Genomic DNA, 24,155 nt, shown 5'->3' with positions numbered 1-24,155 from the left:
AATGACCGTGTTCCGCGCCCGGCCGGGGCTGGTCGACCTTGCCCGCGTGCTGGTGCGGTGCGGAATCGCGAGCCGGCGCGACTGGATCTCGGAGCTACCGACGCCACCCGGGCTCGTGGAGCGGGCGGTCAGCCGCACCGTCCGGCATCTGAGCCGGTGTCTGCCCGATCTCCTGTCGGTGGGCGGGTTCCTCCGGTCGTGGTCGGATTTCCGGGACGAGATGGGGGAAGAGTCCCCGCCACACGACAGCCGCTGGGTGCTGGGCATCGACTGCCGGGAGACCTGCCGGATCCGGGTCCGGCGTGTCATCGCCGCGCTCGGCGAGCGGCAGGCCGCGGCGGTCCTCCATGCGCTCTTCCGGCATACGCCTCTCGCGACCGGGGATGCCGGCGACCTCGAATGGATCATCGACGGCTGGGCCTGCTGCGAGGAGGAGAGCGAAGAGGGAGAGGAAATCCGGCATCGTGCCCGGGAGGCCGCCGCGCTTGGCGAGCAGCTGGACCATTTCCGCCGCCGCGGGATCAGTGCGCGGTCCGACGCGATCCCGCCCGGCAGGATCCGGCGCCTCCTGGAGCTGCTCGCCGCGCTCGACCGCGTGAGGTCGCCGATCAACGAGGTGGCGTGGGCGGAAGCAGACGGCGCCGGGTGGGCGCCTACCCCACCGGCGATCCACCTGGTGTGGGACGACGACTGCGCCCTTAGCCACGCGCTCGATGAGGCGGAGCACCTGAATGCGCAGGACAGCTCCCCGTGCATGCCGCAGTACATGTGGCTGCTCGATCCCGCCGACCCGTCCGCGTGCCATCTCGCTTGGGCGCGCTGGGTCCATACGCTTCGACAGGTACGCACGACGGCGAGGGTCGTGGCGGCACTGGAATCCCCATCTACCGAGTAGAGGATGAGCGACGACGAATGGCTCCTTCAGGAGCTCGATCGATGGTCGGACCCCGCCTACTGCGGCGAGACGCGCGCGCAGGTACGGGCCGCCGTGGCCTCCCCCGCCCATCAGCTGCTCGGGACGCGTCTCCGCGCGGCGATCCGTACCGCACCGGCCCGCTCGATCGACCGGGGCCTGCCCGCGCCGTGCTGACGGGCGGCGGCCGGCTGCCCCCGGCCTCGGCGCTGCCGCCCCGCGTGAGCATCGGCGGCTCGGCGACCGAGAGCGAGCTGGCACAACTGGCGGCGCCGCTCGTCCGGGCGGGGATTCTGGGGCCGGATGATTGGCGCCGGTCCGAGGCCACGCCGAAGGGGCTGCTCCTCAGAGGATGGCAGCGGTGGGTCCGGAGGCTCACCGGCACCTCACCCGACGCGCTGGATCTCCACCTGATCCTCGCCCCCTGGGCACAGGTGCTGGGCCAGGAGCCCGAGGAGCGAACGGCGGCCAGTCGCGCGCGGCTCGCGATCACGGTGGACGCGGGCTCCTGCATCGTCGCGCCGCTGGAGGCGATGGCCGGGCAGTGGGGCCCCAGGGCCGCCGGCGTGATTGCGTACGCGCTCCGCCACGGGCTCGGCCGCGCGGTGCACGTGTGGGACCCCAGCGACCTGGATTGGATGCCCATTTGGTGGGCGGAGTGCCTGGACTGCTCCGACGAGGAAGACGCCGCCGCGGAGCGGGCGGCGACCCGCCGCCGGATCCGGGAGTTCGCCGCCGTCGATCGCCACGTCCAGCGGAGCTACACCCCGCTCGCCACCCGCGCGGACCGGATCACCGCCCTGGGATCGCTGCCCGGAGCCATCCGGCGGAGCGCCGCGGCACTCGTGGCCGAGTCCGGCGTGCCGAGGCGGCACACGAGCGGCGGGGCGCGGGACGAGATGCGATCCGGCTTCGAGGGGCACTCATCCGCGGCGGTCCTTCTCACGCGGCGTGCCCACGACGTCGTTCACCACGCCTACGACGAGCTGCAGGAGGACGAGATGAACAGCGGCTACAGCGGCGCACCGCACGCCGTCGTGCTGATCGACACCCGCTCCCCCGCCCACCTGGCCGCCTCGCTCCGGGAGGCCCGGAGAGTCCTCCGCACGCTCGTCCGCGGCGAGCAGCTGATGGACGCCGTACGGGGGATCGCCGGATGATCCACACGCACATCGACACCGGGGCCAGCGTCGATCTGGAGCTCCGCGAGGCGCTGCTCGTCTACGCGAGTGGAGGCTACGGCACGGAGCGGGTCTACGTCGAGGTCCGCCCCATCATCGACGGGCCGGACGGACCGGAGTACGGCGCCGGGGTTCCCGCCGACCCGGAATACCTCGCGCGCATGCTGCGGAGCGGGACCTCCCGAGGCCTGGATCTGCTGAGCCCCCGCCTGCTGGCCCAGGGCCCCGAGGAGGCCGCCTGGTGGTCGCCGGCTGGACTCCACCGGCCGCTGTTCGTCGCCGGGAGCCGCATGGCCCGGCACAGCGGGATCGCCGTCCGGATGCCCGCGCTGCTGTACCACGTCCGCGACCGCCGCCTGCGCATCCGTGCCCTCGCGTGCCGCGGGCGGCCGGGCCCAAAGACCCCGCTGTACATCGCGCCGCTCTGGAACATCTACCAGAACGGCAGTCTCTGCATGGGAACCATGCCGGTCCCGACCGCGCCCCCGGCCGAGTGCATGGATGCCTGGGAGCGGGCCTTCTGGGACTCCGCGTTCACCACACCCCATGACGCGCGGCTGTGCGGGCACCCGAAGGGCTACGCCGCGATGCTGCGGGCCCTCCGCACACTTCCCCGCTTCCCCACACCCTGGCTCGTCCCGAGCGAGGAGCGGCTCGAAGAATGGCTGACAAAAAGGTAGAGACGCACCGCATCGACCCGCGCCTGCTGGAAGGCCCCGTCCGGATGCTCGTGGTCGGGTGCGGCGGCACGGGGGCGGCGTTCGCGTCCGGGCTGCCGAACCTTCACCACTCCATGGTCGCGCTCGGCCATCCCGGCGGGCTCGAGGTCACGCTGGCCGACGGGGACCAGGTCACCGACGCCAACCGGGGGAGGACGCCCTTCACGGAGCATCACATCGGCCGGAACAAGGCCGAGGTGCTGATCACCGGGATCAACCGCTTCTGGGGGCTGAACTGGAGGGTCCACCCGCGCTACATCACATCCGACGACAAGCTCGACTTCGACATCGTGGTGGGCTGCATGGACAATCGCGCGGGGCGCCGGATGATCGCCGCGTCGACGCGCAGGGCGGCCAAGGTGCGCTACTGGCTGGACGCCGGGAACGGCCCGGCGTTCGGGCAGGTGGTGCTCGGGCAGCCCGCCCGCGGACAAAAGGACCCGCTCCGGCTACCCACCGTGGACGAGCTGCTGTCCGACACGGTCCGGCTGGGCCCGGAGGACAATGGGCCGTCCTGCTCGGTGCGTGAGGCGCTGACGAAGCAGGCCCCCTTCATCAACCACCTGCTCGCCTACCACATGCTGTTCCTCCTCGCGCAGATCTTCAGCCGGGGAGAGATCACACATCACGGGGCGTTCGTCGCCGCGGAGATCGGCCTCGTCCAGCCAATCCCGGTCGACCCGAAGCAATGGGCCGCCATGCGGGGCGGTCCCGCGGAGGTCGCCGGGGGTACCAGACCGGTACGCGGCCGCACCCGGCCGGCGCCTCCCGCCGTCCCCCTGGCCGCCTGAACAGGCATGCCCCGATGAACCGCACTCCCCAGCCCGGCGACCGGGTCGCCTGGTCCGAGCACGGCCGCGGCGTGGTCGTGGATGGCGACACCGCTCCCGCGCCCCGCCGCCGTCCCACGGTCGCGATCCTGGGACCGGAAGGATTCCGGCACGTGACCCGGATTCCCGCCTCACTCCTCTATTCCACGCCCAGGCTCCACAGCCGGAGCGACCGGCCGTGAGCAGCGTGCACGACGAAGGTCCGGTGGCGGGCACACCCGCGGAGGGCGCGGTGCGTCCCGGGCAGCGTCCCCTGCTCGGGCGCCTCCTGCGGAGCCCCGGCGCCGCGCTGGCGGGGATCGCCGCCGTGCTGATCGCCGCGGGGCGCGGAGTCCCGGCGGCGACGCCAGACCTCGCGGGAACTCGCTGTGAAGCAACACACATCGTGCGTGCTCCTCGCAGAGTTCTGGGTGAGGATTCTACCTAGCAAATGCTTGTGAATTCCTCGCTGACAAGTAAGTTGGGGAGATTTTTCCGGTGTTCCGCCCAGCCGCCTCGTGACGACATCCCTATGAGCACATCGATTATCGAAAGAATGGAGTCTGACTTGAGGGATGCGATGAAGCGGCTCCAAGATGCACGCCGCCTCGTCGAAAAAGCTGAGAATCGCGTCAAGGAACTAAAACTTTCAATCCGCACGGTCCGTTCGTACCTCGGTGACGAAGTCGGCGGAAAGAATTCCGTTCCACTGGGTACCGGAGAAGAAGAAGAGGGTACCCAGTCCACTGACCATCCGCGGAAATTGTCTGTGCGCATGGCGGCCGTTGGTGTGCTGGAGGCGTCACCCGGTACGCCGATCACAGCCCGAGCGATCGCGGAGAAGCTGCTGTCGGAAGGATTCCCGTATGAGGCGCAGGGGTACTCGGGCAAGAGACTCCTCTCCCGCTTCCGCGAGACAATTGCCGCTGTACTGGGTCAGCACATCAAAGCTAATCAGCGCCCGCTTGTCATGAAAACGGATCTCGCCGAGTACATGATCTTGCCCCCGGATGTAGATGGTGGACGAGCGCCGACAATCGACGAGGAAAACTCACAGAGTGAGTCCCGGTTGGACACGGGGCAACCGAAACCGAACTCTTAGCCGGGTGAACCTCCTCCCGCCGCAACATCTAGCGGAAACCGGGCGTCGGCGAGCAATCAGCGTGGCGGTCATGCGGGGCGGTCCCGTGAAGGTCGCCCGGGGTACCAGACCGGCACGCGGCCGCCGCACCCGGCCGGCGCCTCCCGCCGTCCCCCGCGCCGCCTGAAGAGGCATGCCCCGATGAACCGCACTCCCCAGCCCGGCGACCGGGTCGCCTGGTCCGAGCACGGCCGCGGCGTGGTCGTGGACGGCGACACCGCTCCCGCACCCCGCCGTCGTCCCACGGTCGCGATCCTGGGACCGGAAGGATTTCGGCACGTGACCCGGATTCCCGCTTCGCTCCTCTACTCCACACCCAGGCTCCATGCCCGGAGCGACCGGCCGTGAGCAGCGTGCGTGACGAGAGCCCAGGGGCGGGCACACCCGCGGAGGGCGCGGTGCGTCCCGGGCAGCGTCCCCTTCTCGGGCGCCTCCTGCGGAGCCCCGGCGCCGCGCTGGCGGGGATCGCCGCGGTCCTGATCGCCGCGGGACGTGGAGTCCCGACTGCGGCGCCACCGCGCCGGGATCTCGCGTCGCCCACCGTGGGCGCCACGCAGAGCGCTCCCTTCATCGACACCGTTTTCCGGGCCACGGCACCCAGCGGCCTGCAGGACCCGGCCCTCGATGCACTCTTCGCGCGCTATGACGCGCTGATCCGGCACATCGAATTCCGCAGCGCACAGGCTCCATCTCCCGCGCTCGATTCCGCGCTCCTCCGCCTGCGACGGCTCCGCCAGGAGACGTGGGCGGAGACACGGCGCGCGCTGGCACCCGCCGAGTCAGCACAGGGCGCCCCGCGGAACAAGGCCGAGGCTCACCGGCCGAACAGGCCGTGCAGCCGGGGTGAACCGGACATGAAAAGCCGAAGCTGCGGGTCCGCGTGTTGGGACCGCATGGCACCCGCACGTTTCGCGAGCCACACACCGCGTTCAGCTGCGCCTGCCAGACAGAGCACCCGCGAACCCTGTGAAGCAGATCCAAGGTCCTTCGCGTCGGCAGCACGGGGGGGTGCCGCTGCCGGCCCGCGCCGCGCTTTCGGGCCTGCCTCGCCTCTGGGGAGTGGCCCGGCGGCGCCCGAGTACAGCAGGCACGCGCTCATGCCGTCCCGTTCACGTGGGAGTTCGTGAAAGTGGGAACCCGCAACAACGTATTTCACGCCGAAGTACGTCGGGCCATCAAGCACCGCCGCTTCCGAGCGTTTTCCCTCGAACCAACCCAGTTCCAGGCATTCGGCCCGTCCCTGCCGATGCGAAGCGTACGTCCAACCTCTCCAAGCGGGGTCGATGCTACCCCGGACTCCCGACCAGCATCAGCCGGAGCCGATGGGTGCTCGCGTTTGCTGCACCCCGGACTTGGCTCAATTCAGGTTGTCGGGCGAGATCCTCTGGAATTCCCCTACCCCGAGCAACGCGAAGTTCCCCATGCTCAGCGCATCGACCAAGCTTTCCGCTGATCTGGTGGACGGTGCCCCGCTTCCGCATTCCCACTGAAGGAGCTCCTCCGACGGTGCGGGTCCAGAGATCCAGTAGAGCCGTCTCCGGTCGTCGGAGCGCAGTGGCTCCTACCGAAGCACCTGCGTCCCATAGGTTGAATGAGCGGATAATGTCTCCGCGCTGGCCGTGTTTTGGCGCATACTGGCGCATCCTCCTCACGCGGAGTAGCCTGAGCGCGCCGTGAAAGGCGCCCCTTTCCGGCTGAAACGTTTTTCGCTACTCTTCCATGGAGGCCGGATGATCAAACGCGTGCGTTGGCTGCACACAATCTACGCTGGCGTAGCGGCCATGCTGCTGGCTGCCTGCTCGGACACTGCCACAATGCCGGACCTGCATCCGGCCTATGAACTGGCCGACGCCCCGCAGAGCGGGCTGCCGGGAACGGCGACGAGCAATCTGGACCCCGATCCGAACGTCGGCTGCGTCATAAGCGGCGGCACGTGCGTGCTCGGCCCGCTGGGGGAGCCAGTTTCCTCCCCCACTGACATAGACATCATCAATCCGTGCGACTACGATCCCTACGCGTGCAACCCGAGTAGCGGCGGAGGCGGAGGCGGGGGTGGCGGGGGCGGCGGAGGTGGCGGGGGAGGGGCAGGAGGCGGTCTGCCCGGCGACGGCGACGGGGACGGCGACACCATGGACGATGGGCCCGCCGCGTTCGCAATCTGTGTCGCCGCCAGCTTGGGCCCTGACGGGATCGCCGCGCTGGTCGGAGCAGGCTGGTCGTCGTACGAGGTGTACTCGATGCGACAGGACACGCGTGCTGCGTACGATCGCTGGGCGAGCTATGTCCGCGACTACGGTCAAAGCTCCACCTACGATCCGACCTTGGCCGCGCTCCTGAAGTCCCTGTATGAGGACGCGCAGGAGTCTGAAACGACGGCTTACATCGCGCTCTCGGCCTCGAGTGTCTATCTCGCCGGCAAGCTGAGCTTGGCGGTCGCGGCGTGTGCGCCGCTCGCGGTGGCTCCCACGGTATGAGGAGAACGATGGTACAGGAGAAAACGATCCATGGTGCGGCACTGACCCTCGCGGTGGGGGCCGGCGTGGCTGCGCTCTACTTCGTGGTAGATCAGATCGCGCATGGGCGCGTAGCGTACGCCTTGGTTTTCGCGCTACTGCTCGCCTACATGCTCATGGTCGTCCGGGTTACCTGGCGCGCCTGGGCGAGCGGCATTCGCGTACCAAGTGAGCAGCCGTTGGTCATGCGTGCGATGGGATGGAGTATTATCGCCGTGATCTTCCTCATCCTCGCGATCTGAGGACGTGGATGCTGGACCGCAGAAGCCCTCCTTCCGATCGCGAGAGGGAGGGCTTTTGCTGCCGCCGGGGCGTAGAGCAAAGCACGTCGAGTGGAAGCTGGAGATGAACAACGGAAGAACCCGTTCAGGGACGGTGCGGATCATCGCCATGGTTCTCGCGGTGGTCGTCGTGGGAATCGGAGCCGCCTGCGTGTTCAGGATGTGGGTTCGTGATCCGCGCAACCCCAACACGGCGTTCACCAGTGCGGTACTGGACCGGTACTCCCCTGGATCGCGCTTCGGCAAGCCCATCGACTGGTTGGGCGCCGGAGAAGAGCTCGTGACGCTGGACAGGCAGTCGCTTGGCTTCGCCGTCAAAACAGTCGCGAACCCTGGAGACGGCATCTCGGAGGTAAACGTCTGGGCACCACGCGCGCGGGACGGCGGACCGACGGACTCGCTCGTGGCGGACCGATTCGCCTTTTCCGTGGATCTTCCCAAGGAGCGTTCGGAGCCACCCTTCCAGGTCACGGCGGCCGTCGAATCGCTGTTCGGCGCGCGCCCGGAACCCCGATGTGCCTCTGGCCGCGAGGAAGCGCCCACGTACCGAGTGTACGTCTGGGAGAACGGGTCCGGCGGAGGGGTGATCTTCAGCATGCAAACGGATGGCAGGTCTCCGCCGTTGCAGAGCCCCGAAGCCGGTCTGGTCGTCTACCCCGCGGGTGTCTCCGCCCAGGATGCCTTGGAGCCCCTGCGGGTACGGCCCTGCCCCGGGCAGTAGCACGAGTCCGGTCCTGCGTTGTGCGACGGGGTGGCGACCCGCGGTTCTGTCCTCTCGCCACACGCACCGGTGTCGCCGCTGGGCGAGTGCTGGTCAGGACCGCAGGCCGACGGGCGCGGGATCTATGGGGAACAGGAGTGTTGTCGCACCTGTGAGCGCGACACCCCTTCATGCTGACGGCTGTGCCTGCGCATTTCCCCCCAGAGCTCCTCAGGGTTGGGGGGCGGGTGCTCACGGGCACCCACGGGCGCAGCGGAAGGCGGGGGCTCGAATCCTGACTGGCTCCGCCCCGGCTCCAGAGACTTGGAACCCGTCCGGCCTGCAGCCTCTCACGGGAGTGGACGGACCGCCGGGCGGTCCACGAAGATCCGGTGAAGTCCAATCGTGAAACACGGGTCCGCGACGTCGCGGACCCGTGTTTCCCATTCAGCACCTTCCCCCCTCCCCGCCGAGGGCGGATTCGCGCGCCGGGAGCGGCGCGATGCGGGAGAACGGAGGGGCCGACTTTGCCACCGGCCGAGCGTTCCCGCGCCGTACCGCGGGCGTGCCCCGAGCCGCCCATTCCGCCCCCGATCCGCCATGCAATTCGAGATCTTCGCGCCCTCCGCCGTTCGGCAGGGCGCGATTTCGCGTCCACCCACCCTGCCGGCGCACCCCGGGGAAAGTCTCGGGCCGCCGCCCATCCGACGCCTGCTGGATGCCGCGGCGGAAGCCCTGGCCTCGGGCCGGGCACCGTTCCGGACCGCCGCGGAGTCCGCCAGCTGGGGCGAGCACGTACTCGGATCCCCCTACGAGCCCGAGGGCAGCTGGACGCTGGACGACGTATACGACGCGCTGGAAGGCGCGGCGCACCGGCATCTGGCCGCCGAGCTGGCCCACCTGGCCGCCCCGGACCGGATCGCCGCGCTGCGCGAACGCGAGTGCGAGTGGTTCCACGGCCGGGCACTGACGGAGTCCGCGCGGGAGCAGGCGCAGTTCTCCACGCCGCTGCCCATCGCGGAGGGCGTCGCGGCCATCGTGGCCGCCGCCCATGGCATCCGCATGGTGCTGGAGCCGTGCGCCGGGACGGGAAGCCTCGCGCGGCCGATTCTGGGCGCCGCCGGGATACACCTGCAGGTGAACGAGACCGACCCGCGGCGCCGCGAGGTGCTCGGCTGGCTCGGCCTCCGCCCGAGCGGCCGGGACGCCCTGCGCCTGCCGCTGGATCCGGCGCGCTTCGACGCCGTGCTTTCGAACCCGCCGTTCGGCGCCATGAGCCGCGGCCGCGCCGGACGCGGGGCCACGGAATTCGCCGCCACCAACATCGGCCAGCGATTCGCCGCCGCGCATCTCAGGAGTCTCCGCCCGCATGGGCTGCTGGTGGCACTGCTCCCCGCCAGCACGCTCTCCGACGCGGGCGCGGACTTCCGCCGCTGGATCGCCGAGCGCCACACCCCGCTCCTGTACCTCGAGTGCCCGGAGGGGTCCTACCGCAGCCGCGGCGCGTTCCGGGATGCGCTGGTGATGGTCGCGCGGCAGGGTCAGGGGTCCGAAGCACCCGCCCGGGAAGTGGTCCGGAGCCCCTCCTGGGAAACGTGGACCCGGGTGGTGCTGGAGACGGCGGCCGCGCTTCGCGGGTCGGCCGCGGCGGCTCAGGCGCCACGGACGCTCCCGGCGCCGGTGGCGGTCGCCACGGACCCGCCCGCCGCAGCCGCGCCGGAAGGCGTGGAGCTGGCCGGAGAGCCGGCGGTGCTGGAGGACACGGCACGGAGTGGAGGAGTGCCGGATGCCGCACCCTGCCCCTCCGATGCGGAACCTCCGCTTTCCGACCATGGCGCCACCGGGTCGTCTTCCCCGGCGGTCGACGCGCTTGGTGCCGTGGTGCCCCTGGCGGTCCCGAAGCGGAGGCCGACCCGGCGCCGGTGGCGGACCCCGCCGATTCCCCGGTGGAGATCGCCGAAGGTCTCCCTTCCGCGTCCGCGTACCCGACGCTCAATCTGGACTTCTCCAGTTCCGAGCCCCTGCCGCGCGCCGAAACGGACTGGGAGCGGGATGCAGCCGAACGCGGCGAGGCGGCGACGAGCCCGGTGTTCACGCCGTTCAGCCTGTCGATCACCGAACGCCGCGCACCGCATCCGCGCCTGGTGGTGGAAACGCGCAGCATGGCCGGGATGCCGCCGCCCCCGCTCGTCCGCCAGCGATTCGAAAGCCCGCTCGCCGATGATGCGTGGGGCCGGAGCGGCCTCTTCGGCGGCGCGAGCGACGAGCAGGCCGAGCTGGCGCTCCGCATCCTGGACGGGTGGGACGCGGGACACGGGTGCCTGTGCGCCGACGACGTGGGCGTCGGAAAGAGCAGGGAGATCGCGCTTCTCGTCCTGGAGGCGCTCGAGCAGGGGGAACGCCGGATCGTCGTGACGACGAAGAACGAGAACAACGTCCGCGACCTGGAGCATGAGTTCCGCCGCGTCGCCTCCGGCCACCAGCATGGCCCCTTCCCCGCGCAGTTCATCGAGGTCGGCGCGTACCGGGAAGCGAAGGGCGAGGGCGGGGTGCTTCCCCTCCCCGACGGGCCGGCGGTCTACCTCGCCCACGCGTACAACCTGGCGGACTTCCAGCCCGCGATCGCCGCGGTCCGTCCCACCGTCTGGCTCGCGGACGAGGCGCACGAATTCGCCAACATCGCCGACAGCAAGCGCGGCATGGCGTGGACGGCGCTCCACGAGGCCATGCTCCCCTGCACCTCCAAGCTCGCGTACTTCACCGCGACGCCCGCCGTGACCCTGGACCAGCTCTCGTACCTGTACGGGCTGCGTCTCTGGCGGATCGGCGCCTTCGATTCGTGGATCGCGCGCAAGACGGGCAAGAGCACGGCGGACCAAGACGAAAATCCGGGGGCCGCGGAAGAGGCGGTGACCGCGCACGTGGCCGAAGCGGCGGCGCTCGGCGACGCGGCCGGCGTCGACGCGGACCAGGCGGCGGCTTCGGGGAAGCGCCGCTTCATGGTGCGCCGAAACGATGCATTCACCATCCGGACGACGCCCGCGGAAGCGGAGCAGGTGATGCGGGAGCTCAAGGGCTCGGGCCACTACCTGTCACGCGACCTGTGGCGCGGCGGCGTCTCGTTCGAGGTGGAGTGGATCGACCTCCCGGAGATCCCGGGCGCGATGGAGCGCTACGACCGGGCCGCCGCGGTCTGCCGGGACCTGTCCCTGGCCGCACGCCAGTTCGGGGCGATGAACGCGCGGGTGAAGACCGCCGGACTCGACCGGGCGATGATCCAGGGGTATCTGAAGCAGCTCCTGTTCGACCTTCGCCTGGATTCCGTGCTGGCCCGCGCGGACCGGGCGATCGCCGCGGGGCGCCAGGTGGTGATCAGCATCCACTCCGTCGCCGGCGACGACGAGGGCACGGCGGCGCTCGGCCGCGACGCCCAGGACCACGCCGTCAACCGCCGGCTGGAGTCGGCAATCAACCGCATCAACATCCGGGAGATCCGGAAGCAGGGAGACGACGGGGAGACCTCGTACGTGGATCTCGGAGACATTCCCGAGGCGCTCCTGGCGCGGGAGGAGCTCCGGCTGCGCGCCCGCGCGCTTCCCCCGCTCCGTGATCCGGTCCACGTCATCGAGCAGCATTTCGGCGCGTCGCGGGTCGCCGCGATCACCGGCCGCATCCCGGCGCGCCTCCGCGCGCTCCGCATGGGCGAGTTCCAGGCGGGCGGGCGCGACGTCGCCCTGATCAGCCGCGCCGGGAAGGTGGGACTCAGCCTGCACGACGTGAACCGGCGGCCGAGGACCATGCTGGTGGCGGACTACGAGTGGTCCGCCGACCTGTTCAAGCAGGAGCTGGGGCGCGTCGACCGGACGGGCCAGTTCACCTCGCCCGAGATCGTGCTCGCCGCCTCGGTGGCCGCGGGGGAGCGGAAGTTCGCGGCGACGATCGCGGCCCGGATGGCGTCGCTCGGCGCGACCTGCAAGGGCAGCGCGGAATCCACCGGCACGGATGCGCTGGACCAGTTCGACATGTCGGGCGGGATCGCGCTGGAGGCGATGAAGAACGCCGTCGAGCGGATGGACGACGAAGCCCGCCGGTACTTCACCGGCAGCCAGTTCCTCGAGCGGCAGAAGACCAGTGACGGCGCATGGATCTGGACGCCGAAGCGGCGGCCGGATGAGGGCACGCAGATGCGCCACTTCCTGCTCGACCTGCTCATGTTTCCGCTCGCGGTGGCCAACCGGACGCTGGCGCTCTGGGAGGAGGAGCGGGAGAAGCTGCTGACCGCCGACACGATCGACGCGCTGGCGGCACGCCGCACGGGGCGCGTGCGGGGGACCGTTCTCCGGGAGCGGGCGCTCCCCGCGAGCCCGCCCATCGTCCTGGTGGACGTCGAGAACGAGGACGGGGAGGTGCGCGCGATCGCGCGCGGCTTCGTCACCGAGCACATGGTGAGGATCCAGGGCGCCCGGGGGCCGGACACGGATGGGGGTCCGCGGACCCGCAGATACCTCCAGTTCACGGCCGAGGACGGGCGCCTGGTCAGCGGGCTCGACCTGTCGGCGAGCGAAGCGCACCGGGTGCGCTGGGCCTTCGGGGTCCACGAGCGCCGCGACACGTCTCCCCGCGCGGTGCTGGAAGACCTTCGCGTCGGCGAAAAGATCGATGTCCGCTCACCCGGACGTCTTCAGTGGACCCTCCACCTGCGCCGGGACGGACGGATCGAGATCCGGGGGGCGAAGATCAGCCGCGACCGGGACGCGCTGATGCGGCCGGGGCTCTACGGCGCCGTGCGGTACGAGCCGCTCGGCAACTTCCTCTACCTCGCCAGCCACGAGCACCTGGAGGGGTTCCTGGAGATCTACCCGGCCGTGGACGGCGAGCCCGCGCTCGAGGCGGCCGCCTGACCTCGGGGAGCAAGAACAAGGATCACCGGCGCGGCGCCTTCAGGCGCTGCGCCGCTCTTCATCTCCGGCCTGCACACCTCCGGATTTCACGGATCCCGAACGCGTGCCGGCCCTACACCGGAGAAGCCATGGACCACCTGCAGCCCTCCCCCGGCAATCCGAACCGCTTCCGCTATCGGGATGGTACGGAAGGCGACGTGATCGAAGTGGAGATCTGGTACTCGAAGGGCACCACGCCCGCATCCCGGGGGCTGCACGTCGGCGTCCACGCCCTGACGATCACGGGCGAGTTCGAGTTCCGCGGGTTCTCCGCGGGCATCCAGCGGATGGTACGGAGCCTGGACCGTGCCTCGCGGCAGACGCTTGAGCGGACCGCGGCGGCGGCCGACGCCAGGGTGCCCGAACTGGCGGCCGCCTACCGGGCTGATCCCGACGGCCTCGGCCGCACGGCGTTGGAGCTCCTCGCCGCGGACCTCACCGGCGCAACGGGGCTCTGAGCCCAGGCGGCTTGGCCTCGCGCGTCCCGCTACACCGCCATGTTGGGCAAAAGGATTCCAGGCGCGCGGCGCCCACCGTCCCCGAGAGAAGGGAGCGGGCAACCGGTGACCTCGATCGCGAGGCGCGGCCGGTGGCCAGCGCGTCCCCATGCCGCCCGCCGGGCAGCATGGGGATTTTTCGTTCCCCATACCCAAAACGCGATCATGCCCGTTGTTGGCAGCGGGATCCTGAGCTGGTCCGTGTTCGAGCGCCTTGGCGGGCGCTATGGAACCATCTTCCTCTCGCCCTCGGATTTCCTCGAGCGGGTTCACCACCCCGTCATGCTGGACACGGACGCACTTCACGCGCTCGAAGGGGAGAGCGTTCGTCTCGCGGTGCGCGTCCTGGAGTGCCGCTCCAGCGGACACGCCGGCGATTCCTTGCTGTACCTCGTGCCGGGCCCGCCGCCGGCTCCGGGATCGGTACACGAGCTTGGGGCCGGCCCTCTGTTCCTGGAAGACCAGCGGGAGATCCCGGTCGCGGAGCATCCGACCGGCCTCGGGATCGGCATCCGGCCGTCGGACGGGCGCACGGAGATGTGGATGGACCCGCGGGTGCTCTACCGCGTCCACGACCAGACGGTCGAACTCCTCATCGACCGGACGACGGCGCCCGAGACACCGCCCTCCCCGCTGCTGCCTGGCGCCGGGGACGATGCCCCGGCGGGGTGACGGGGTGCGTCCCACGACCGGCGGCTACGGCGACCCCCGGCCGCTGGCGCCCCAGCTCGACGCGTTCGAGGTCACGCGGGAGCCGATCTCGGTGGCCTATGGGATGGGAGTGGACTCGACCGCGATGCTGGTCGGCATGCGGCGCCGAGGGATCCGCCCGGACCTCATCCTCTTCGCCGACGTCGGCGGCGAATTGCCCGAGACGCTCACGTACGGCGAGCACGTGCTCCGGCCGTGGCTCGCGGCGGTGGGATTTCCGGATCTGGTTCCGGTCCGCTACCGCCCGGCCCATGGGCGCTACACGACGCTGGAGGAGAACTGCACCCACCTTCGCGTGCTGCCGTCCCTCGCGTACGGGAGAAAGGCGTGCTCGGCGAAGTGGAAGATCGAGCCGCAGCGGCGCTACGAAGCAGCGTGGGCCCCGGCGGTGCGCGCGTGGAGCGCGGGGGGACGCATCTGGAAGTGGATCGGATACGACGCGGGACGCAAGGACATGCGCCGCGGCCACCAGCTCAGCGATGACCGCAGGTACCGCTACCACTATCCGCTCCGCGAGTGGGGATGGGACCGGGAGCGCTGCGAAGCCGAGATCCTGGCCGACCCGGAGCTTGTACGCATCGCCGCCGGCGCGGGCGTGCCGGCGGTGCCGCGGAAGTCCGCCTGCTGGTTCTGCCCCAGCAGCACCACGGACGATGTCCGATACCTCGTGGACCACCACCCCGGCCTCGCGGACCGGATCATCGAGATGGAACGGCTCGCCCGCCCGGGACTGCGCCGGATCGAGGGTCTCTGGCGGCGTGAACGAAAAGGGACGCGCGGAGCGGAGCCCCGGCCGGGATCCATGACCGCCTTCATCGAACAGCTGCGCGCCCGCCCGGAGGAGGCGCGACCGCCCGCCCCGGCGTGCACGCATTGCCCCGGATGCCCCACGTGAAGAACCGAACGTCATCCCGACCCCGGCGCCGGTCGCGCCCGCCCTCCGGGCCCCCTGCTCCTCCCGCGCTCTCGAAGCAGGCCCGGCCGTCCGAGATCATCTTTCGGTGTCCACAGCCAGCTTCACTGAACTATTCCGAGTATATCATAGCTTCCAGACTTGAGTCCAAATCTGCTCGTGGGCGGAACCGCTCTGCGAAAGCCTCACTTAGCTCGTTCGGGATCGCCGGCTTCGGCCACAGTGAAGTGCGGAATTTCCCGAGTGAGCCTCCAGAGATCCTTCGAACTCCGTCTCACCCCAGGAAAACCGTAGGCACAATCCACGGCAGTCGCAACCGCAGAGAGTGTCAGGTTTGCTGCCATGAGGATCACCATATGATTATCGCCCATCCGGTTCAAGGGATCCACGCCCTCACTCGGGACCGTAAGTCCAAAACAGTGGTGTACACCGAAGTGCGTTCCGTGGAGAACCTCTGACGAGTGGCGGTAAATCATGAAACGAGCGAAGTGCAGATCGGATAGAACTGACTCGCCCAGTATATCCCCTGCACGCTGAATACGCTTGTCGATACTCTCGTCCACCCACTGCTGCTTCTCTTGACCGCTCTTTGATTCGAATTCGGCAAGCTCTTCCACCAAGCCGTCAATTGACGAGGGATCTGGCCGGCCAGAGAACTCCAGCCCAATTCCACTCCCGCCTATTTTCGACTCCCGCTGCAACTCTCGGAATGATTTCTGTCTGGTGTGACGAAGGGCCCGCTCTGCTAATTCCTCTCCACCGGCCACGATGAAGCACACATTCACACCCAACTCTACAATCGAGCGAACGATGGAATAGCAGTCTCTAGTATGAAGGCCTGGCTGATCCGAGAGTCGGATCAACGTGTGGGATGATGACCCCAGAGCTTGGACCATCAGAGGAAGCGTTCGCGAAACGCTCTCCGGGACCGGCCGCACTGTTCGGATTGTCGGTGCGGCGGGTTCCTCGATCAAAGCGGCGATAATCGCATTCAACGACTCCGTCCTCGCAGCCAAGATCGAAGCAAGGCGACGCACGCAGTCGAGTAACTCCGCCTTGAGGGGGGGTGGACTATACATAAAGTACCTCCTAAGCTAGCACGATCTACGTTGCCACACCGCCACCAAAGTAAGACTCTCCTTCGGTTCGGCGAGCCTTACTCAGTGAAGCTCGCACGAACGCAGGATTCCCTCACGATTGACGCGAGTTGTCTCAGCCGCTCCTACTGAACGCTTCCACCGCGGCATCGTCTATTTCATCCTGATCGGCCGCTCCTCCGAGAAGGGAAAGCCGTTCAAAAACCGGATCAGGGATCGTCGCCAGCGCGGGAATACGTACTTTGCGTAGCGTCTGTGCTTGGTAGCGAAGTGCCCCTTTCATCATCTGGACCGAATAACCCGCCACTTGTTCTCGAACAAGGCGGCTCCGGAGCAGTGCCTGCAGCGCTCTTAAGTTCCACGTCTCAGACGTGACCCAGTAGAGATTATGGTGAGGGTAGAGTCGCCCGGGATCATAGCCCACGGTTCCCCCACGTTGAATATCTGGAATGAGCAGCTTCTCTCTCGTGCGCAACGCCACGGTAATCTTGTCGATCGTCCGATACCAGACATGGGGTCTTGCTCTCGCGACGTGGCGATTCTTCAACTGCATTGCGTGCTCTGCCAGATAACGGGCCAATCCTTGGAACTCGCTTAGATCAACGAGATCCGCCGTCTCGTCGCCAACGAAGGGATTGAGCAGAATCTTCCCTGACCACTCGACGCCAGAGTTCCGCACGTCAGCGGCCATGGCGAGAGGAACTTGCCTCGATGCCTCGATCGCATCTGCAAATTGCGGTAGGATGAAAACTCGATCGGCCCCGGTAGCTACACCAATACCGAGACGCGTTCCCGGCGCTGATTCAAGCAATGGGGTGTGCTTGGCGGAAATATCCTGCCACTCGCCATGGCGCTTGAGCGACGTCGTCACCCATGGGCCTCCGTCAGGATACCAATTGGTGAACCGCGAGGTCAGCGTACCTTCGGACGTGCGCGCAAGCAGCTCGGTGCGGATAGCATCTAAGGTACCTTCCTCAACGTTCGCCAATCGCGCTGCTTGAGTACTGAGCCCACGCTCGCGGTCCACCACAAGGATGGCCGGATATGCAGAGACGTCCGACTGAAACGGCTGTGTATGCTCCAAGTTCAGATAGTATCGGACATGGTAGCGTTCAGCGATCAACGAACGGATTGCGGCACCGTACTGGTTTTTCGCGAACCGATTCGCGCAAATAAACGCTAGAACACCCTGTTTCGAGATCAAATCCAGGCCACGTTCAAGGAACGCGACGTAAAGGTCTGCTCGATGCGAGAGAGTTGAGAACTCGGCCCGATATCTCTCCAGCAGCGGGCGCGGTACATCTTCTATCCGCACATACGGGGGATTCCCCAACACGAAGTCGAAGCGAGTGTCCCAATCTCCGATGAGGAAGTCTCGGTGTTCAGTCCAATTCTCAACCAACACTTTGGCACGTTTGACCGGACAGCCAGCGTCCAAGAGCTGCTGCTGCATCATTCGGCGTGCCGAAGCGAGCGAGGCAAGGTCGAGGTCAACAGCGCGGATCGAATCCATCAATTCCGGCGAATCCCAAGCTCCACCTGGGCAGTACTGAGCCTCTGACTCTATGAGTCTTCGCAAAACCTCGCTCAGAAAAGCGCCATCCCCGCAGCTTGGCTCTAACACTCGCTTGGTTGCTAAGCGCGTGGAGTTGCTCCTGTATCCTGCAAGGTCGAGGATGACGTTCACCACGCTCGGCTTCGTGAACACGGCTCCAAGCACTGCAACAGCTTCGGCGGATTGCTGCACCGTATCCGACCACACCGACGGAATCGACTCGACCATGCGTCAGGCACACCCAATCAGATGGCCGAATAGGGCACGACAGAAACTCTCGACCCCTAAAGCCGAAGACGGTTCGTCGTAGGCTCCACCGGAGTCCCGTTCCGAAGTAATCAGCGCGGCGGCATTGTAGTTCCGTTCGAGGACCATCCGGGTACAAAGGATTTCGTACCTGTCGCGGTATGACGTGCCTCGGAAGACCTCGTCGGGGGAGAATACCGATGAGGCGAGTTTCACGGGCTTCGTTGAAGCAGGTGCATCTTCAAGGAAGAAGAAGTACCCCACCCAAGGCTGCTGAACACCCAGGAGACCTTCCCGAAAAGCTAACCAAAGATCGGTTGAACTGCCGACTGCTTCTTCGGTTCGGTTGTTGAAATTGTTTCCGAAGCTCGGCCCAACCTGACTCTTCATCTCGATCGCAGCACAGAGCCGCCCGTTGCGAACGACGACGATGTCCCACTGTTTCGTGGGTCGGTAGAAACCCGGCAGTTCCACCCCTGATTTGAAGCGCAGTTCGGAACTCTGGTATCCTGCCGAGGAGATGAGGTCGCACAAGAGACCAGTGAAGCCTTTTAGATGCTGACCGCCCGTCACCTCACTACGGGTGCCTGCGTCTGTAACGATGCCTCCGGCTTTCTGTTTACCGGCCTGCCCCCCGCGTGCCGACCAGTAGCTTTGGACGGCCGCCCCAACACGTGCCCGAAGTTCTTCTTCTGTCCACGGAAAAGACACGATCAGCTCGCTCGTGAGTGCGCGGGAGCGTGTGGTTACCACCTCAGTGCGCCCAATTTACTCTCTCTCCCCACCAAGGACAAAGAGGCGACCTTGCTCGAAGAGTTCATTCGCCCCCGACCGATGATCAGAGCTTCCAGATCCCGGCGTTCCAGCAAGGGGGAGCCGCGGGTCGAGGTGGATTTGAGCCTGGGCCCGAGGCCCCCCGCTCAAGCTGCTTGGTCGACGGGCGAGTGATCCGCCTGGATTCCGGCGAATACACGACGATTACCGTGGGATGCCTCCGCCAACCCTGACAATCGCCGCGCTCGCTGCTGGATCCTGAGTCGCTCCCACGCTCGCGCGGGCTCGAGTACGACTCACGGCGATCGCTCCCGGGGTCCAGGAAGCCGCGGCCCGCGGGCCGCGCTCGACGAAGAATGGGGGTGCGAGCCCGGGTTCGCGCGCTACCGGATCGATGATACACGGATGGTCCGTCCAGCGCGGGCGCCTCTCACCTCGGGAGTCGCCCGCGCCGCTTTTGGCTGCACGGAGAGGGTAGAGTGATGACTGGATTTGATTGGCGGGCCGTGCCGATCGAGACGGTGCGCGCGTGGGTGCGGGACGAGGCGGACGCTTCATCGCTGCGGTTGGTGGCCAGGCGAGCGGGATTGGGCCGGACGACGCTCAAGAAGTTCATCGGTGGCGAAACCAGCCCACATCCACGGATCCGGCGGTCGCTCACGCTCCTGTACCTGTCGTCCGTCCCATCCGTCGCTGACGCTGCGCTGGATGTGCTCACCGCCAATGTGCCGGATCAGGCCAGGGCGGGGGCGCGGGGAGCGCTCTTGGAGTTGCTCGCACGGCTACACACGGCCGAAGGCGTGAATCCGCCCTCGTGGGCCGTGGAGGGAGCTGGAACTGGAGCGCTAGGCGATGGAGCACCGCTCATTGCCGCTTGAAGTGCTGCGTTGGAACCCGCTGGGGCGCGACTGACGAGTGGTCCGCCTGGATTCCAGCAAATACACGACGTTCCCCATCAGATGCCTCCGCCGGCCCTGACGATCACCGCGCAGAAGCCGCCTCAGCTTACAGAGCGCGTCCCCGCTCCAGAATTCCACGGGGAATTGCGGAACGCACCGGATCCCATCAAGCCGCACCACCAGCGGCCCGCGGGCCGCGCCGGGAAAAGAATGGGGAAGTGAGCCCGGACGGCGGCAACCCGGCTCTTCCTGCACACCGATGCTTGTCCAGTGCGGGCGCCTCCCTCGATAGGCGCCCGCACTGTCGTTCCCCACCTTCCCAAACGAATGGAGCTTCAACCAGCCATGATCACCCATCCCGATTCCAGCATCTCGGCCGATCAGCTCGCCGCCGCGTACGCCCGCGTGCTCCAGACCATCGCCGCGGACGATCCCGAGGCGCTCAGGCGCGCGGCCATCACCCTGGACCAGAACCCGATGCTGGCGGGCCGGGAGGTCGATCCCGCGGCCCGCCTGGCGTCCGCGTGGCTGGTGTTCGCCGGGGAAGCCACGCCGTCCCGCGAGGAGACCCGGGGATTCACGTTCACCTATCCCGCGCACGTCGTCTTCTCGGTGTCCGCCGGCAGCGTCCAGGCGGCCAAGCGGATCGCGCGGGCTGCGATCAACGCGCTGCTCGGTTCCGACCAGCCGGTCGGAGGCATCCAGGGCGCGTATCCGGGCACGCCGGCCGTCCACGACATGGTGCTGTGGCTGGGCTCGCCCACCGAGCGCAAGGACGTGCTGGAGCTGGAGCTCGCGGACCGCTAGCACCCGCGGCGCCCCCGGCCACGACAGGACGGCGCTGGGGCTCGCCATGCGTGCCTCGTTCGACGGCGCTCATTGCTCCCGACAGGGACCCACCCCCAGCCATCCGGAAACCATGGGTGCGATCGGACACCGGACGACGGGAGCAGCCGTGGGTTCGGGCGGCGGTCCCGTACCGCCGGACATCTCAGCTGAACACCCGCTTTCGAGCGGTGACGACGTTCTGACGGGGCACCTGGCGTTCGGGATCGAGTTGGGGCGCCTCGCGCGTGCGCTTCCGCTCCAGGCGAACAGCCTGGGCGGGCGGCGCTTCCGGGTCATGGGCGGAGCGGAGCCCCACTACGTGGACCTGTCCCCGTGCGCGCCCCTGCCCTGCGACTGCGGCGACCTCGCGTGGCGCGGGGGCCCGCGGGAGGGTCCGTGCAAGCACATGCTGCGGGCCCGGCTGGTGGAGGGCGATCCCGTGGTCGTGCGTGCCGTCGCGGTCCTCGTTGGCGGGCTCGGTGAGCTGGCCGCCGGGCTGGAGCGGAGGCTCCGCGGGACACCGATCCGCCTGACGCGCGGGATCCTGAGTCGCGGCGCGCTGGCGGCGGGCTATCCGCTGGAGGAAATCGACTTCAGGCGCACCGGCCCGCGGGTGCAGGCGCGGGTCGAACTCGTCCTGAGATCCACCGGCGTCTCCCTGGGCCACTTGGTGCGGACTCCCGAAGGGATCGAGTTCGTCCGGTAGCAGGTGCACGACGCGGCGGGGGCGCGGCACGCGCCGCCAGCGGCCGGGGGGCCGCGGGCGGAAGGATGAGGAGAATGCCGAAGCGGGTTTTCCGGCCGGGCCGGCGTCCGCCGCTCGCTGACCGCGCGGGGCGGAGGACGTGCGCGGGTGAACCGTTGCCGGCCGGACATCATCCCCCCACTGACCACTCAGGAGGAGGAATGCAGACTGTACTCGACCCGCCGGAGGTCGCGATCGTGGCCGCTCCGGCCGCGGGGACGCCGAATCCGCTCGTCGCGCAGTTCCGGGCGGCGCGGAGGGTCAGCGTGCCGCTGGTCGCCATCACCACGCCGGATGCCGCGGCCACGATCCAGCTCCTGGCGGAGAGCCTGAAGGAGTCCGTGCCGCAGCTCGCGTGGGACGCCGCAAGCGGCCTTCGCGCCTCGAATTCCGAGGGGCAAGCCGCGCGCGCCATGGTGGTGGGCGATGGCTTCGACGCGACCCGCGGCAACCCGCAGGAGCTCTTCACCGGCGCGGCGAAGCTGCCGCCCGAGACGGTGCTGTTCGTCCTCATGGCCAACCGGTGGCTCGGGAGTCCCGCCGTGATCCAGGCGCTCTGGAACCTGCGTGACCGATTCAAGTGCGACCGACGCACGGTGGTCCTTCTCGGCACCGCGGCAGAGCTGCCGCCTGAACTGGCGGGCGACGTTCTGGTCATGGATGACCCGCTGCCCGGGCCGTCCGAGCTGGCGCAGATCGTCCGGGAGCAGTGCGCGGCCGCCTCGCTGGAGGTCGCGGATCATGTGGTCGACGCGGCTGTCGAGGCGGTGCGCGGCCTGTCCGCGTTCGGCGCGGAACAGAGTGTGGCCATGAGCCTGAGGACCGACGGGCTCGACCTTGAAGAGCTCTGGGAACGAAAGCGCCAGCAGGTACAGCTGACGCCGGGCCTCCGCGTGCACAAGGGGGGCGAACGGTTCGAGGGGGTCGGCGGGGTGCCGACGATCAAGTCGCTCCTCAGCCGAGTTCTCCTCGGGAACGACCGTCCGGGCGCTGTCGTGTTCCTGGATGAAATCGAGAAGTTCATGGGCGGGGCGGCCGGCCAGGGCGCAGATACGAGCGGCGTCGCCCAGGACCAGCTCGGCACGATCCTCGGCTACATGCAGGACCACGGGGCGGCTGGAGCCCTGTTCGTCGGTCCGCCGGGGTCGGCGAAGTCGATGATCGCCAAGGCCTGCGGCCCCGAAGGGGGCATCCCGACAATCCAGCTGGACCTCGGCGAGATGAAGGGGTCGCTGATGGGGCAGAGCGAACACAATCTGCGGACGGCGCTCAAGGTGATCACGAGCGTCAGCAACGGCCGGTCCCTCTGGCTCGCCACCAGCAACAACATCTTCAGCCTTCCGCCGGAACTCCGCCGACGCTTCACCCTCGGCGTCTACTTCTTCGATCTGCCTTCCCCGGCGGAGCGAAATCAGATCTGGGACATCTGGCTCCGCCACTACGGCCTTTCCGGCCCCCTGCCGCCCGACCCCGAATGGACCGGGGCGGAGGTGCAGACCTGCTGCGACATCGCGCACCGGCTCCGCTGCACGCTCGTGGAAGCCGCCGCGTTCGTCGTGCCGGTGAGCCGCTCGGCCCCGGACCAGGTAGATCGCCTTCGAAGCTCCGCGGATGGCAAGTACCTGTCGGCCAGCACACCCGGCGTCTACCGCCGGACGGACGCCACGCTCCCGCCGGGGTTCGGCGCCCGGCGCATGTCCACTCTCCAGCAGGATAACTAAACGTCCATGACACCCGCTCTCGCGATCATCCCTCCGGACCCGGACGCGCGCGACTTCGCCGCCGAGCTGCAGGCCAGCACGGTCGCCTGCCGCCTGCGCCACGAGCGGCTCGGCACGCGCCGGGCGCTCACGCGCGGCCAGATCGAGCAGGTGGCCGAGCGCTTCGCCGCCGACCGCCGCGCGCTGTCGGGAAGCAAGCGCCTGCTCGACACCAAGGACCCGGCGTTTCGCGCGGTGATGCGCGTGCACGCCGCGGCGACCGACTACTGGCACTCCATGACCGTCCCGTTCCCGGAGGCGGGCATCCGGCTGATCCGGCGCGAACGCGTGCAGGAGTTCCAGCAGCGGATGGAGGAGTTCCGGACCTCCCTCGTCCGCTCCGCGCGCCAGCTGCAGGCGAAGTACGCCGAGCTTCGGGAGCGGGCCCGGGACGAGCTGGGCTCGCTGTTCAACGACGGCGACTACCCGCCGCGGGTGGACGACGCCTTCAGCCTGGACTGGGACTTCCCCTCCGTCGAGCCCCCCAACTACCTCCGCCAGCTCGCGCCGGAGCTCTACGCCCGGGAGTCCGAGCGGATGCGCGGGCGCTTCGAAGAAGCGATCCGGCTCACCGAGGCCGCGTTCCTGGAGCGCTTCGGCGAGCTGGTGCGGCACCTGGCCGAGCGGCTGAGCGGCGAAGCGGACGGACGCCCGAAGGTGTTCCGCGCCTCGGCGATCACGAACCTGAGCGCGTTCTTCGACGAGTTCCAGCGGCTGGACATCGGAAGCAGCAGCGAGCTGCAGGACCTAGTCAGCCGTGCGCAGCGTCTCGTCCAGGGCGTGCGCCCGGACGACCTGCGCTCGGACTTCACCACCCGCACGGCGGTCGCCGCCGGCCTGGCCGAGATCCAGGACGTGATGGACGGGATGATGGTCGCCCGCCCCCGGCGCGCCATCAGCCTGGTGGAGGACTGACCGCGGGCTCTCTGCCGA

General features: G+C 68.4%; 22 protein-coding genes. 19 read left to right on the top strand and 3 right to left on the bottom strand.

Going from position 1 to position 24,155, the window contains the following annotated elements; translation table 11 throughout:
- The first annotated feature begins 1 nt into the window (after window position 1).
- The 15 genes from HNQ61_RS09640 (at window position 2) to HNQ61_RS09570 (ending at window position 15,300) form a co-directional block, all read left to right on the top strand.
- A complete protein-coding gene (locus HNQ61_RS09640) occupies window positions 2–895 on the top strand; it encodes a hypothetical protein (RefSeq protein ID WP_183685602.1) in 894 nt (297 codons plus the stop codon).
- A 3-nt stretch (window positions 896–898) separates the two neighbouring features.
- The gene (locus HNQ61_RS09635; RefSeq protein ID WP_170035737.1) at window positions 899–1,090 is read left to right on the top strand and encodes a hypothetical protein; all 192 of its coding nucleotides are present in this window, start codon (window positions 899–901) and stop codon (window positions 1,088–1,090) included.
- Window positions 1,084–2,073, top strand: a complete 990-nt coding sequence (locus HNQ61_RS09630) for a hypothetical protein (protein WP_170035736.1) — start codon at window positions 1,084–1,086, stop codon at window positions 2,071–2,073. The genes HNQ61_RS09635 and HNQ61_RS09630 overlap by 7 nt, the downstream gene beginning before the upstream one ends.
- On the top strand, window positions 2,070–2,774 hold the full coding sequence (locus HNQ61_RS09625) for a hypothetical protein (RefSeq protein ID WP_170035735.1): 705 nt from the start codon (window positions 2,070–2,072) through the stop codon (window positions 2,772–2,774). The genes HNQ61_RS09630 and HNQ61_RS09625 overlap by 4 nt, the downstream gene beginning before the upstream one ends.
- Entirely contained in the window at window positions 2,756–3,604 is an 849-nt protein-coding gene (locus tag HNQ61_RS09620) for a PRTRC system ThiF family protein (RefSeq protein ID WP_170035734.1), read from the top strand. Before HNQ61_RS09625 ends, HNQ61_RS09620 begins: the two co-directional genes overlap by 19 nt.
- A gap of 14 nt (window positions 3,605–3,618) precedes the next feature.
- Window positions 3,619–3,825 carry a hypothetical protein gene (locus HNQ61_RS09615; protein WP_170035733.1) on the top strand — a complete coding sequence of 69 codons (207 nt, stop codon included), beginning with the start codon at window positions 3,619–3,621 and terminating at the stop codon, window positions 3,823–3,825.
- A gap of 329 nt (window positions 3,826–4,154) precedes the next feature.
- Window positions 4,155–4,724 carry a hypothetical protein gene (locus tag HNQ61_RS09610; protein ID WP_170035732.1) on the top strand — a complete coding sequence of 190 codons (570 nt, stop codon included), beginning with the start codon at window positions 4,155–4,157 and terminating at the stop codon, window positions 4,722–4,724.
- Window positions 4,725–4,904: 180 nt separating this feature from the next.
- The gene (locus tag HNQ61_RS09605) at window positions 4,905–5,111 is read left to right on the top strand and encodes a hypothetical protein (RefSeq protein WP_170035731.1); all 207 of its coding nucleotides are present in this window, start codon (window positions 4,905–4,907) and stop codon (window positions 5,109–5,111) included.
- A gap of 1,382 nt (window positions 5,112–6,493) precedes the next feature.
- Complete coding sequence (locus HNQ61_RS09600; protein WP_170030557.1) at window positions 6,494–7,237, top strand: hypothetical protein; 744 nt, start codon at window positions 6,494–6,496, stop codon at window positions 7,235–7,237.
- A gap of 8 nt (window positions 7,238–7,245) precedes the next feature.
- Window positions 7,246–7,518, top strand: a complete 273-nt coding sequence (locus HNQ61_RS09595; protein WP_170035730.1) for a hypothetical protein — start codon at window positions 7,246–7,248, stop codon at window positions 7,516–7,518.
- Between the two features lie 133 nt (window positions 7,519–7,651).
- Window positions 7,652–8,278, top strand: a complete 627-nt coding sequence (locus tag HNQ61_RS09590; protein WP_184430722.1) for a hypothetical protein — start codon at window positions 7,652–7,654, stop codon at window positions 8,276–8,278.
- 1,901 nt (window positions 8,279–10,179) lie between these two features.
- A complete protein-coding gene (locus tag HNQ61_RS29535) occupies window positions 10,180–13,158 on the top strand; it encodes a strawberry notch C-terminal domain-containing protein (protein WP_170035728.1) in 2,979 nt (992 codons plus the stop codon).
- 128 nt (window positions 13,159–13,286) lie between these two features.
- On the top strand, window positions 13,287–13,655 hold the full coding sequence (locus tag HNQ61_RS09580; RefSeq protein ID WP_170035727.1) for a hypothetical protein: 369 nt from the start codon (window positions 13,287–13,289) through the stop codon (window positions 13,653–13,655).
- Between the two features lie 204 nt (window positions 13,656–13,859).
- Complete coding sequence (locus tag HNQ61_RS09575) at window positions 13,860–14,366, top strand: hypothetical protein (RefSeq protein WP_170035726.1); 507 nt, start codon at window positions 13,860–13,862, stop codon at window positions 14,364–14,366.
- A 4-nt stretch (window positions 14,367–14,370) separates the two neighbouring features.
- Complete coding sequence (locus HNQ61_RS09570) at window positions 14,371–15,300, top strand: adenine nucleotide alpha hydrolase family protein (protein WP_170035725.1); 930 nt, start codon at window positions 14,371–14,373, stop codon at window positions 15,298–15,300.
- A gap of 203 nt (window positions 15,301–15,503) precedes the next feature.
- On the opposite strand, the gene HNQ61_RS28265 is transcribed toward HNQ61_RS09570, so the two are convergent.
- The 3 genes from HNQ61_RS28265 to HNQ61_RS09555 form a co-directional block, all read right to left on the bottom strand.
- Window positions 15,504–16,214: a DUF5677 domain-containing protein gene (locus tag HNQ61_RS28265; protein ID WP_221305260.1), complete on the bottom strand. Its 711-nt coding sequence runs from the start codon at window positions 16,212–16,214 to the stop codon at window positions 15,504–15,506.
- Between the two features lie 316 nt (window positions 16,215–16,530).
- Window positions 16,531–18,198, bottom strand: coding sequence for an Eco57I restriction-modification methylase domain-containing protein (locus HNQ61_RS09560; RefSeq protein WP_170035723.1), 1,668 nt, complete (start codon window positions 18,196–18,198; stop codon window positions 16,531–16,533).
- Window positions 18,199–18,201: 3 nt separating this feature from the next.
- A complete protein-coding gene (locus tag HNQ61_RS09555; RefSeq protein ID WP_170035722.1) occupies window positions 18,202–18,927 on the bottom strand; it encodes a PaeR7I family type II restriction endonuclease in 726 nt (241 codons plus the stop codon).
- 1,289 nt (window positions 18,928–20,216) lie between these two features.
- Here HNQ61_RS09555 and HNQ61_RS09550 point away from each other — a divergent pair.
- From HNQ61_RS09550 to HNQ61_RS09535, 4 genes are all read left to right on the top strand, one after another.
- Window positions 20,217–20,696: a hypothetical protein gene (locus HNQ61_RS09550; RefSeq protein WP_170035721.1), complete on the top strand. Its 480-nt coding sequence runs from the start codon at window positions 20,217–20,219 to the stop codon at window positions 20,694–20,696.
- A gap of 112 nt (window positions 20,697–20,808) precedes the next feature.
- Entirely contained in the window at window positions 20,809–21,423 is a 615-nt protein-coding gene (locus HNQ61_RS09545) for a hypothetical protein (protein ID WP_170035720.1), read from the top strand.
- Between the two features lie 200 nt (window positions 21,424–21,623).
- Entirely contained in the window at window positions 21,624–23,183 is a 1,560-nt protein-coding gene (locus HNQ61_RS09540) for an AAA family ATPase (RefSeq protein WP_170035719.1), read from the top strand.
- A 6-nt stretch (window positions 23,184–23,189) separates the two neighbouring features.
- Window positions 23,190–24,137, top strand: a complete 948-nt coding sequence (locus HNQ61_RS09535) for a hypothetical protein (protein WP_170035718.1) — start codon at window positions 23,190–23,192, stop codon at window positions 24,135–24,137.
- Window positions 24,138–24,155 lie beyond the last annotated feature (18 nt).

Source organism: Longimicrobium terrae (genome assembly GCF_014202995.1).
GTDB lineage: Bacteria > Gemmatimonadota > Gemmatimonadetes > Longimicrobiales > Longimicrobiaceae > Longimicrobium > Longimicrobium terrae.
This window is presented reverse-complemented; position numbering and strand designations above follow the sequence as displayed.

Bases quoted from the DNA above. Each gene is read 5' to 3' on its own strand.
- HNQ61_RS09640 (WP_183685602.1), top strand. From the start codon at position 2: ATGACCGTGTTCCGCGCCCGGCCGGGGCTGGTCGACCTTGCCCGCGTG.
- HNQ61_RS09635 (WP_170035737.1), top strand. From the start codon at position 899: ATGAGCGACGACGAATGGCTCCTTCAGGAGCTCGATCGATGGTCGGAC.
- HNQ61_RS09625 (WP_170035735.1), top strand. From the start codon at position 2,070: ATGATCCACACGCACATCGACACCGGGGCCAGCGTCGATCTGGAGCTC.
- HNQ61_RS09620 (WP_170035734.1), top strand. From the start codon at position 2,756: ATGGCTGACAAAAAGGTAGAGACGCACCGCATCGACCCGCGCCTGCTG.
- HNQ61_RS09615 (WP_170035733.1), top strand. From the start codon at position 3,619: ATGAACCGCACTCCCCAGCCCGGCGACCGGGTCGCCTGGTCCGAGCAC.
- HNQ61_RS09610 (WP_170035732.1), top strand. From the start codon at position 4,155: ATGAGCACATCGATTATCGAAAGAATGGAGTCTGACTTGAGGGATGCG.
- HNQ61_RS09605 (WP_170035731.1), top strand. From the start codon at position 4,905: ATGAACCGCACTCCCCAGCCCGGCGACCGGGTCGCCTGGTCCGAGCAC.
- HNQ61_RS09600 (WP_170030557.1), top strand. From the start codon at position 6,494: ATGATCAAACGCGTGCGTTGGCTGCACACAATCTACGCTGGCGTAGCG.
- HNQ61_RS09595 (WP_170035730.1), top strand. From the start codon at position 7,246: ATGGTACAGGAGAAAACGATCCATGGTGCGGCACTGACCCTCGCGGTG.
- HNQ61_RS09580 (WP_170035727.1), top strand. From the start codon at position 13,287: ATGGACCACCTGCAGCCCTCCCCCGGCAATCCGAACCGCTTCCGCTAT.
- HNQ61_RS09575 (WP_170035726.1), top strand. From the start codon at position 13,860: ATGCCCGTTGTTGGCAGCGGGATCCTGAGCTGGTCCGTGTTCGAGCGC.
- HNQ61_RS28265 (WP_221305260.1), bottom strand. From the start codon at position 16,214: ATGGTCCAAGCTCTGGGGTCATCATCCCACACGTTGATCCGACTCTCG.
- HNQ61_RS09560 (WP_170035723.1), bottom strand. From the start codon at position 18,198: ATGGTCGAGTCGATTCCGTCGGTGTGGTCGGATACGGTGCAGCAATCC.
- HNQ61_RS09550 (WP_170035721.1), top strand. From the start codon at position 20,217: ATGGAGCTTCAACCAGCCATGATCACCCATCCCGATTCCAGCATCTCG.
- HNQ61_RS09545 (WP_170035720.1), top strand. From the start codon at position 20,809: ATGGGTGCGATCGGACACCGGACGACGGGAGCAGCCGTGGGTTCGGGC.
- HNQ61_RS09540 (WP_170035719.1), top strand. From the start codon at position 21,624: ATGCAGACTGTACTCGACCCGCCGGAGGTCGCGATCGTGGCCGCTCCG.
- HNQ61_RS09535 (WP_170035718.1), top strand. From the start codon at position 23,190: ATGACACCCGCTCTCGCGATCATCCCTCCGGACCCGGACGCGCGCGAC.